This is a genomic window from Aeromicrobium sp., from assembly GCF_049587115.1.
Lineage (GTDB): Bacteria > Actinomycetota > Actinomycetes > Propionibacteriales > Nocardioidaceae > Aeromicrobium.
The window spans coordinates 1-9931 of the sequence record NZ_JBAVDI010000007.1 but is presented as its reverse complement, the minus strand read 5'-3'; the positions used below and the strand labels follow the sequence as shown (position 1 = coordinate 9931).

At 67.3% G+C, this 9931-nt stretch carries 9 protein-coding genes; all 9 read left to right on the top strand.

Going from position 1 to position 9931, the window contains the following annotated elements; all coding sequences use genetic code 11:
* Positions 1-222 precede the first annotated feature (222 nt).
* On the top strand, positions 223-2082 hold the full coding sequence (locus WB461_RS00690) for a PA domain-containing protein (RefSeq protein WP_423850802.1): 1860 nt from the start codon (positions 223-225) through the stop codon (positions 2080-2082).
* A gap of 155 nt (positions 2083-2237) precedes the next feature.
* Complete coding sequence (locus WB461_RS00685) at positions 2238-2579, top strand: NADH-quinone oxidoreductase subunit A (protein WP_423850801.1); 342 nt, start codon at positions 2238-2240, stop codon at positions 2577-2579.
* Positions 2570-3619 (top strand): hypothetical protein, encoded by a 1050-nt coding sequence (locus WB461_RS00680; RefSeq protein WP_423850800.1) that lies wholly within the window; start codon positions 2570-2572, stop codon positions 3617-3619. Before WB461_RS00685 ends, WB461_RS00680 begins: the two co-directional genes overlap by 10 nt.
* Entirely contained in the window at positions 3612-4535 is a 924-nt protein-coding gene (locus WB461_RS00675) for a complex I subunit 1 family protein (protein WP_423850799.1), read from the top strand. Before WB461_RS00680 ends, WB461_RS00675 begins: the two co-directional genes overlap by 8 nt.
* A 24-nt stretch (positions 4536-4559) precedes the next feature.
* Complete coding sequence (locus WB461_RS00670; protein WP_423850798.1) at positions 4560-5132, top strand: hypothetical protein; 573 nt, start codon at positions 4560-4562, stop codon at positions 5130-5132.
* The gene (locus WB461_RS00665) at positions 5129-5431 is read left to right on the top strand and encodes an NADH-quinone oxidoreductase subunit NuoK (protein WP_423850797.1); all 303 of its coding nucleotides are present in this window, start codon (positions 5129-5131) and stop codon (positions 5429-5431) included. Before WB461_RS00670 ends, WB461_RS00665 begins: the two co-directional genes overlap by 4 nt.
* Positions 5431-7302, top strand: a complete 1872-nt coding sequence (locus WB461_RS00660; RefSeq protein WP_423850796.1) for an NADH-quinone oxidoreductase subunit L — start codon at positions 5431-5433, stop codon at positions 7300-7302. Before WB461_RS00665 ends, WB461_RS00660 begins: the two co-directional genes overlap by 1 nt.
* Positions 7299-8792, top strand: coding sequence for a complex I subunit 4 family protein (locus WB461_RS00655; protein WP_423850795.1), 1494 nt, complete (start codon positions 7299-7301; stop codon positions 8790-8792). The genes WB461_RS00660 and WB461_RS00655 overlap by 4 nt, the downstream gene beginning before the upstream one ends.
* A gap of 6 nt (positions 8793-8798) precedes the next feature.
* Positions 8799-9931: NADH-quinone oxidoreductase subunit N (locus WB461_RS00650; protein WP_423850794.1), on the top strand; the 1133-nt coding region annotated here is incomplete at its 3' end.

Genomic DNA, 9931 nt, shown 5'->3' with positions numbered 1-9931 from the left:
AACCCAGGGCGACGGGCGCGAACATCGAAGCTGTGAACGTCACTTGCACCACCTCCCTGTTGACTCTAGCCCGCGGTCAGCGGTTCGGGATGCCGTGAAGTGATCGCGAGCAGCGTGTCGTTGCCACTGGCACCACCGTGCGAGAGCCAAGCCGGCCGGACACCAGCTCCCGATCTTGGCCGTCCAGCGCACGTGTGACGTGCGTCATAAGCAAGGAGTGGAATGAACCGAACAACGTTCAAGGCCGTAGTCGCTGGACTGTCCGCGGCAGGCTTGATTCTCGTCCCAGGTCTGGCATCCGGGCACCCCGGTCATGACGTCACCGCCGATGGTGGTGTGCACGCTGACGCCAAGGCGCGCAATTCCCATCAGCACGGCGAGACGAGTGGACATCTACCAGCCAGCAGCACCCCCAACATCGATCTGGTCAGCAAGCTGAAGCTGAAGAATGTGGTCCCCGAGAAGATTGCCGACGTCGGCGTTCTCGGCGATTACGCCTACCTCGCGGCCTGGGGCGTCGTCACGTGCAAGTACAACGGGGTTCATGTCGTGAACATCGCCGACGTGAACAACCCCAAGGAGGTCGCGTTCATCGGAGCCAAGCAGGGCAGCTACCCCGGCGAGGGCATCCAGGCCATCCACATCGACACTCCCAAGTTCGACGGGGACATCGTTGTGAGCAACAACGAGAAATGCAATGACAAGGCCGGCTTCGGCGGTATGAACATCTACGACGTCACCAAGCCTGAGCACCCCACGCCGCTGGCCGCGGGCTTTGGCGACAAGACCGTCAACGGACAAGGCAAGAAGGACGCCAACGAGATTCACAGCGTCTACGCCTGGGACGCCGGCGACGAGGCTTACGCCGTGATGGTCGACAACGAAGAAGGCAAAGATGTTGACATCGTTGACATCACCGATCCGAAGAAGCCCAAGCTCATCGCGGAATACGACCTCGACGAGACATTCCCCCAGATTCTGCAGGCCGCACCGGACAACCTGAAGGAGGTCTTCCTGCACGACATGGTGGTCAAGAAGATCGATGGGCGCCAGGTCATGCTCCTGTCGTACTGGGACGCCGGCTACGTGAAGGTCGACATGACCGATCCGTTGGCACCGGTCTACCTCGGGGACACCGACTTCACCAACCCGGACCCCGAGGCCGCCGAAAGTGGTCTGACAGTCCCACCCGAGGGCAATGGTCACCAGGCCGAGTTCACGAAGGACAACCGCTACGTCGTCGGGTCGGACGAGGACTTCGGTCCCTTCGCGCTCACAGCCAAGGACTCCAACGGTCGGGCCATTGATGCCAGTCAGGGCAGCGACACCAAGCAGTTGGCAGAGGGCGAAACGATCACCGGTGTTCCGGTGTTCTTCGGCCGGGGCTGCAACGCCGACGCCACCGCGGGTCCGGGGAACGGATCACAGATCGCGGTTGTCGAGCGGGGGGAGTGCGCGTTCACTGAGAAGGTTTCCAACGTGATCAAAGCCGGAGGCTACTCCGCCGTTCTGATCTTCAACCGGACCGGCTCCGATGCGTGTGAGGGATCGCTCGGCATGAGTGTCGCTGGCGACATCCCGACCTTCGGTGTGGCGCCGCGCTCGCAGGGGTTCGCCCTCTTCGGTGCGACCTACGACGAGACGGCATGCGTGGCCGGTGACGGGACCCAGCGGGCCCCCATTGCCCTCGGCGCCAAAGGGGGAGCGCTCACGTTCACGTCGTACTTCGACGGCTGGGGATACGTCCACCTGTTCGAAAACTCGAACGGCAAGATGACCGAGCTCGACACGTACGCGATCCCGGAGGCGCACGATCCGGCTTATGCGAGCGGTTTCGGTGACCTGTCGGTGCATGAGGTCGCGACCTCACAGACCGTGGCGGAGCGGCTCTACTTCTCCTACTACGCGGGCGGGTTCCGGGTTGCAGAGATAGAGAACGACAAGATTGTGGAGAAGGGCCACTACATCGCGCCTGATGGCAACAACTTCTGGGGCGTGCAAGTGTTCAACAAGGGTGGACAGGAGTACGTCGCAGCCTCTGATCGCGACAACGGTCTGTGGATCTTCAAGTACACGCCGTGACCTGAGGCACGTTGCACTGCCTTCAGCGGGGGCCCGGACCGAGCTGGTCCGGGCCCTCGCTGTCTCGGCCGTGTCCGCGTTACCGCGCGGATGTGGGGCAGTCAGCGTAGGTTCCTAACCGTTGCCAGCTAGATCACACACGGAGGAGGTTGCCGGTGTCGTCGTTGCTCTACGTGCTCGCTGCGTCGGTCGCCGCGGTGGTGGGCCTTCGGGTGCTGGCGCGCTGGACCGCGGTGCTGGCAACCCCTTTCGAGGTGGAGCCGTGGCTGTCCGGTCATCCGCCGACGGAACACGCCTTGTCGCGGTTCCACGCTCGGTGGTACACGGCCAGCGTCGTGTTCCTCGCCTTCGACATCGAGATGTTGTTCATGTACCCGTGGGCGATCGTCGTGGGCGATCTCGGGCCTGGGGCTGTGATCGAGATGTTCGGCTTCTTGTCGTTGTTGTTGCTGGCAGTGGGTTGGGCCCGTCGCGAGGGGGCGTTCCGGTGGGTGTGATCGACATGTTGACCAAAGGTGCAAGCAAGCGCGCGCACGTCCTCGTCGCGGAGGCCCCGGGGGCGTTCCGAGAGCGGGTGGCCCTCGAGTGCGCCGTCAACCGCATGGGCTGGTGCCTGGCCGAGTCCGTGGCGGACGCTGACGTCCTGGCTGTGGTTGGCGATCCCGGTGAGGCGTTTGCGGCCAAGGTCGAGCACACGTGGGCGCAGATGTCAGAGCCACGGGAGCGGATCCACGTACGCACAGCGAACGAGGCGGAGCTGCTTCTGGGCGAGGCTCGCGAGCAGCTTCGCGAGCCCGCGGCACACCTCACCGGTCGGGCGATCCGCCGCGGCTTCACGCCCTCCGCCTCGGACATGGCGAACGAGCACGAAGACCAGCACGGCGGTGGCGCGCAGGAGCACTCCGCGATGATGCCGGACGGTATCCCGCTGGCTGAAGGTGCCGAAGATCGCGACGGTCTCGAGATGGACGAGCTCTGCCTGCCGCTGGGCCCGGTGCTTGCGCACTGGCCTGCCGGTGTGGTGCTGCGCGTCACTCTGCACGGTGATGTCGTGGTCGACGCCACCGTCGAGCAGCTCGCGATGGCGAGAGCTCGGCAGCCGGACGACGCCATTGAGCGGGCAGCGCGCCTGCTTGACGCGGCCGGCTCGGTGCTGGCCCTCGTCGGCCTGCCGGCCGAGCACGCCCGAGCGCACCGCCTTCGCGACAGCTGCCTCGCCGGCGGGCTGCTCGGAGGGCACGAGGTGGCTGCGTTCGGCGATCGGATCGGGCGTCTACGGTCGCTGCGGTGGGTCCTGGGTGGGCTCGCAGTTGAGGACCGCAACGGTGGTCCCAAGCAGCTGCACGACCTACTCACGGGCCTGATTGATCGCGCGCGAGTCGAGCTCGATCAGGACGCGACCTCACACGTGGCACGCAGTGTCGAGGCCATTCCCGCGCTCGTTCGGGGGATGGAACTGGCCGCGGTCAGGCTGTGGCTGGCGGCGCTGATGCCAGACCTGGCCATGCACGAGCTCTCGGAGACCGCGCATGACTGACTCGCTGTCCATGTTCTACGCGTTGCCGGTGCTGGTGGGCCTCGCGGCGGTCGCGATGTGCGTGGCTGGGCTTTCCGCCGGGCTCGAGGCCCGTGATGCTGGCCGGCCGCTCCGGTCGGGACTCACAGTGCCGCTGCACGAGACGGCACGCCTGCTGCGCCAGCGCCCGCGCCGCACCGTCTCGGCCGATCGGCTGCTGTGGCGGTCAGCCTCGTCGGCTGTGATTCCGCTGGCCGTCCTGATCGTCGCCTTCGTGCCGGTGGGTGCCCATGCGCTGGTGAGCCACCCGCTGGGGCTGGTGTGGGTCAACGCGTTCGACGTGATGGCGTGGGCGGTGATGTGGCTGCTCGGCTGGGGACCGAACTCGATCACGGGCCTGGTGGGCGGCTACCGGTTCCTGGCTCTCGCGTTGGGTTATGAGCTTCCGTTGATGTTCGCACTCACCGCACCGGCCATCGCGGCCGGCAGCCTGGACCTGGCCGAGATCGCTGCAGCCCAGGATGGCTTGTGGTTCGCGGTGTGGGCGCCGGTGGCGTTCGTGGCGTACTGCTGGGGGGTGCTGGGCTTCTCGATGCGGCCACCGATGGAGCCGGGTGCCGGCACGGATCTCAACGGCGGGATTCTCGCGGAGCTGGCCGGCGTGGATCGCCTGCTCGTGATGGTGGGCCGTCATGCCCTGCTGATCGCGGGTTCTGCCGTGGCAGTGCCGCTGTTCCTGGGCGGGGGCGCCGGGCCAGTGCTCGCCGGCTGGGCCTGGGTGTTGGTCAAGACTCTCGGTGTTGCCGTCCTGCTGGTGCTCGTCGGTCGTCGCCTGCCCACCCTGCGACCGGACAAGCTCCTCGAGCTCGGTTGGGTGGTGGTGCTGCCTCTCGTGGTCGCACAGGATCTGATCGTCTCTGTCATTGCCATCAACTGAGTCCGACCGCCGAAAGGAGATTCGATGAACGCCATTCTCGTGGACGTCGGGTTCTGGCTGTGCGCCGTGGTGTCGGTGACGGCCGGTGCGCTGGTTTTCTACGTCGACTCCATGGCCCGGGCGACCTACGCGCTGGCGGTGTCCTTCGTCGCTGTCGGGCTGACGCTGCTGTTGATGGGGCAGGCCTACATGGGCGTGATCGTCATCTTGATGATGGTCATGGAGATGGCCGTGATGGCGGTCTACATGGTCATGTTCATGGGGATGAACCCGGCACTGATGCCGATGAGCATGGTCCACTCGCACCGCGCGTCGATCGCGGCAGGCATCGCGACGTTCCTGGTCCTGGGCGCCGGTGCTGTGCTCGTGCCGTGGCCGACCCGGCGCAGTGCACCCTCGGGCGATGTCACGACGGCGCTGGGGGAGGCGATCATGGAGTCGCACATGCTCGTGATGATCGCCATGGGACCGGTCATGGTCGCCACGATCGTGGCGGGCGTCGTCCTGTCGTCGCATCGCAGCCGTTACGACCGGCTCGGTGACGACCTCGACCGCCGGCCCGCCGACGAGCCGCAGCCGGGGGGTGGCGGTCGATGACACTGGAAACCGTGCTGCTCGTGGCCGCCGCCCTGTTCGCGATCGGGGTGTATGGCGCGTTCTCCCAGCAGGTCGTCGTGATGGTGATGATGGGCCTGGAACTGATGATCAACGGCGTCATCCTGGCCGCGGGCGGCTTGTGGTGGTTCTTGGCGCCGGATCCTTCCGGGCAGGTGTTGCTGCTCGTGGTGATCGCGGCCATGACCGTGGAGATGGCGATGGGATTTGCCGTAGCCACCCTCCTGCACCGGCAGGCCGGGCACGACATGACCGACATGGCCGCGGAGCTGCACGACTGATGCTCGATCTCACGCTCGTTGCTCTCGTGCTGGTACCGGCGGTCCTCGGTGCGTTGCTCCTGGTGGTCGGTCCAGCCGCTGACCGGCTTTCCGCTGTGGCGGGAGTCAGCTCCTCCGCGTTGGTGGCGATCGCATCGTTCGCGGTCTCATTCCCCGCAACATCGAGACCCTCGGTGGCCAGGCCGTTCATGGCGGGAGCAGAGCTGGGACTCGGCGTGGATGGTCTGGCAGCGATGGTGCTGCCGGCGGTGGCGGTCGTCTCGACCCTGGTGCTGCTGGCCTCGACCGGGACCCCTGAGCTGCGCACGGCTCGGTTCCACGGGCTGATGCTCCTGTTCGTGGCTGCCGCCTTGATGACGGTGTTGGCCACTTCGCTACCCACCCTGCTGATGTCGTGGGAGGTGATGGGAGCGACGTCGTTCGCGCTGATCGGCTATCACTGGCGCGACTCCCAGACCGTCAGCGCGGGCACCACGGCGTTCCTGACCACTCGGACCGCGGACCTCGGCCTGTACGTTGCAGGCGGTGCCGTGCTGGCCGGGGGAGCAGGGCTCGGGTTGGCTGCCCTCCCGGATGCCTCTGACGGGTGGCGTGACGTCGCGGCGGCTGGGCTCGTGGTGGCCGGGCTGGGTAAAGCAGCCCAGCTGCCGTTCTCGTTCTGGCTCTCACGCGCCATGCACGGTCCCAGTCCGGTCAGCGCGCTCCTGCACTCGGCAGCGATGGTCGCGATGGGTGGCTATCTGCTTTTGCGGGTCGCACCGACGCTGGCGGCGACCGGCTGGGCCGATGACGCCGCAGCGTGGGCGGGCGTCAGCACTGCGATCCTGCTCGGACTGGTGGCGCTCGCGCAGAGTGACCTGAAGCAGCTCTTGGCCGCCTCAACCGCGGCCCAGCTCGGCTTCGTGGTGCTGGCGGCAGGCGTCGGTGCGACCTCGGGTGGTGCCACCCATCTGGTGGCGCACGCGGCGGTCAAGGCCGGGCTTTTCCTCGCCGCTGGGATCTGGCTGCAGGCCCTCGGCACCAAGAGGCTGGCTTCCCTCACCGGAGCAGCCCGGCTCTGGCCCGTTGTCGGCGCGTGTGCTGCGGCGGGGCTGCTCTCCCTGGCGGGGCTGGCGCCACTGGCTCTGTGGGCGACCAAGGACGCGGTGCTGGCTGCCGCGGCCGAGCGCTCGCCCGCTCTCTACGCGGCCGGGCTGCTCGGAGCGGCACTATCGGCTGCATACGCCACCAAGGCGTTGGTCGTGCTGACCCGCCGCGTCCCCGACCATGCGGAATCGCGGTGGGACGACGAACACGACGGCACCCGGCAGGTGCCCACGAACGCCTGGCTGCCGCTGATCCCGTTGGCGGCGGGAGCGCTCACGCTGGGTGTGCTCGCGCTTCCGCCACTGTTCGCCGCGGTGCACGATCTGGTGGGCGGGTCTGCTCCGGAGCCCGGTGCGGTCGAGCTGCTGGCCTCGGCGCTGGTCGCGGTTGTGGTGGTTGCCGCAACCGTGGCACTGATGCGGGACGCACGGGCCAACCGGCCCGCGTGGCCACGGGCAATCACGGACTGGTTGTTCCTCGAGCAGCTCACACACCGGGCCGTGGTCCGGCCGGTCGAGGTGCTGTCGCACCAATTGGCCCACCTTGACGACGCACTGCTGGACCGCGGCGTCGAGACGACCGCGTCCAGCACGACGCGGTTGGCTCGTGTCGCAGCCCTCGCCGACGACGGCATCATCGACGGCGGCGTCACCGCGATCGTGTCGGGCGTGCGACGCCTTGGCGGTCTGGTCCGGAAGCCGCAGACCGGGCAGCTTCACCACTACTACCTCCAAGCGATGGCCGTGCTGGCCGTTGTCCTCGTCGTCCTCGTCCTCGTGAGGTGAATGTGCTCTCAATCCTGGTGTTCCTCCCGCTCGCAGCAGCCGCTGCACTGCTGATCCCGGCGGTCGGTGACCGAGCAGCCCGCGGCGCGTTCGTCGCCGTCACGGTGGGCGAGGTCGCACTCGCCGCTCTGGCCTGGGCGAAGTACGACAGCCCGGCGGCGGGGGAGCTGGCGTTGCAGGAGCAGGCCAGGTGGATACCGGGCGTCGGAGCGAGCTATCACGTCGGAGTTGACGGGCTGTCCCTGCCGCTGGTGGCGATGACCACGCTGGTCTTCCTGGCGTGCGCGGTCTTCGCGCTCCGCGAACAGCGAAGGGCCCGGCTGCAGGCGGCGTTGTTCCTCTTCCTCGAGTCGGTGAGTCTTGGCCTCTTCGTCTCCGCGGACCTGATCTTGTTCTTCGTCTTCTTCGATCTCTCGATCGTGGCGATGTACTTCTCGATCAGCGGTTGGGGACATGGCAATGCCTCCCGGTCGGCCCTGAAGTTCTTCCTCTACACCTTCCTCGGCTCCCTGGCACTGTTGCTGGGGTTCGTGGGCCTGTACGCCGCCTCCGACCCGCACACCTTCGACATGGTTGAGCTCGCTGCCCATCCGCCGCTGCAGGGCCACGGACTTGCCGGTGGTCTGGTCCTGGCGGCATTGCTGCTCGGGCTGGCCGTGAAGACGCCGACCTTCCCGTTCCACACGTGGCTTCCCCCAGCGCACAGTGACGCCCCCGCAATCGGCTCTGCCGTCCTGGCCGGCGTGCTGCTGAAGATGGGGACCTACGGGTTCGTCAGAATCGCGATGCCGATGCTGCCGGACGCCTGGCGCGACTGGGCTTGGGTCGTGATCGCGGTCGGGATCATCTCCGTGCTCTGGGGAGCCCTTGTGGCCTTCGCGCAAACTGACCTGAAACGCATGATCGCCTACACGTCGGTCAACCACATGGGATACGTGGTCCTCGCCGTTGGTGCCGCCGGGGTGCTCGCAGACGGCAGCGACGAGGCTCGCAGCGTGGCGGTGTCCGGCGCGGTCACGCAGATGGTCAGTCACGGACTGCTCACCGCAGCGCTGTTCCTTCTCGCCGGAACCATGTTCGAGCGCACCGGCACGTACGACCTCGACGCATACGGAGGGCTTGCCGCGAACGCCCCGCGCTATGCCGCGCTCTTCACCGTGGCGGCGTTCGGGTCGCTGGGGCTGCCGGCCTTGTCCGGTTTCATCGCGGAGTTCCAGATCTTCGCCGGCAGCATCGCCGTCGTGCCTGTCTCCGCGATAGCTGTGCTCGGCATCCTCATCACTGCGGCCTTGTTCCTGCGTGCGCTGCAGCAGGTGTTCTCTGGTCCGATCGCAGGTCTATCGGTGGAGTTCGCCGACGTCAGGACTCGGGAGTGGGCTCCGGTTGTCATGCTGCTCGGGGTCTCGGTGTTCATCGGTGTGTTGCCGCGCACCCTGCTGGACGTGATCGAGCCCGGTGCAGCCGTTCTCGTCCACCTCGTGGGGCGGTGAGTCCACATGATGGGTGCTGACCTGCTGTCCGTGCTGCCTGAGGCGCTGCTGTTCCTCGGTGGGATGGTGACGCTCGTCGGGGGGTCCTTCACCCCACGGAGGCTGCAGCGGCGGATGGGTCTGGTGGCAGCCGGCGCTACGACGGCCAGCCTCGCCGCGGGCCTCGTGGCGTGGGCTGGCGACCCTCGGACCGCCTTCTCCGGCACCTTCGTCGTCGACGACGCGACCGCGGCGGCTCGGGTGGCGGTGACCGTGTCGCTGCTCCTGATTCTGTTGATCGCGGCGGGGGAGGCGCGTGGGGAATCCCGAGAGAGTGAGATCTACAGCCTGCTGCTGTTCGGGGGAGCCGGGGCGCTGTTACTCGCTGGCTCCGCCGACCTTGCCCTGCTGGTCGTGGCGTTCCTGCTGTCGAGCATTCCGCTCTACGGCCTGGTCGGGATCATGGCCCGGCCGGACTCGCCCGAAGCTGCGCTGAAGACCTACCTGTTCGGTGCCTTGTTCGGCATCCTGCTGATGCTGGGTGCCGTCCTGCTCTATGGACTGGCCGGTCGCGCCGGCTACTCGACCGTGGGAGCCGAGCTGGCCGCAGCGCCAGTCGCGGCGGTGAGTGCCGGTGGCCTCTTGGTGCTGGTGGGCCTGCTGTTCAAGGTCGGCGCTGTTCCAGGCCATTTCTGGGTGCCCGATGCCACCCAGGGGGCATCGGTGACAGCGGCGGCGTTTCTCACCACGGTCCCCAAGATCGGGGGACTCGTTGCGATCACCCGCGTGGTGGACGTGTTGCCGGGAGAGGTGCGCTGGGCCTCGGTCCTGGGAGTTCTCGCAGTGGCCAGCATGACAGTCGGCAACCTCGCGGCCCTGGCACAGAGCGACGTGCGCCGCCTTCTGGGCTGGTCGACAGTCAGTCAGGTCGGCTACCTCCTCGCAGCCGCGGCGGTGACCACCCTCACGGACCTGGGACAGCCGGCGCTGTTGTTCTTTCTGGCCGGCTACGCTCTCACGAACCTGGCAGCCTTTGCGGTCGCCGCCGCAGAGCCGGACCGCCGCTCCGTCGATCAGTGGGCGGGTTTCGCCGCGACCAACCCGGTTCTCACCGCAGCCCTGGTCGTGGCCCTGCTCGGACTTGTCGGGACGCCGCCGAC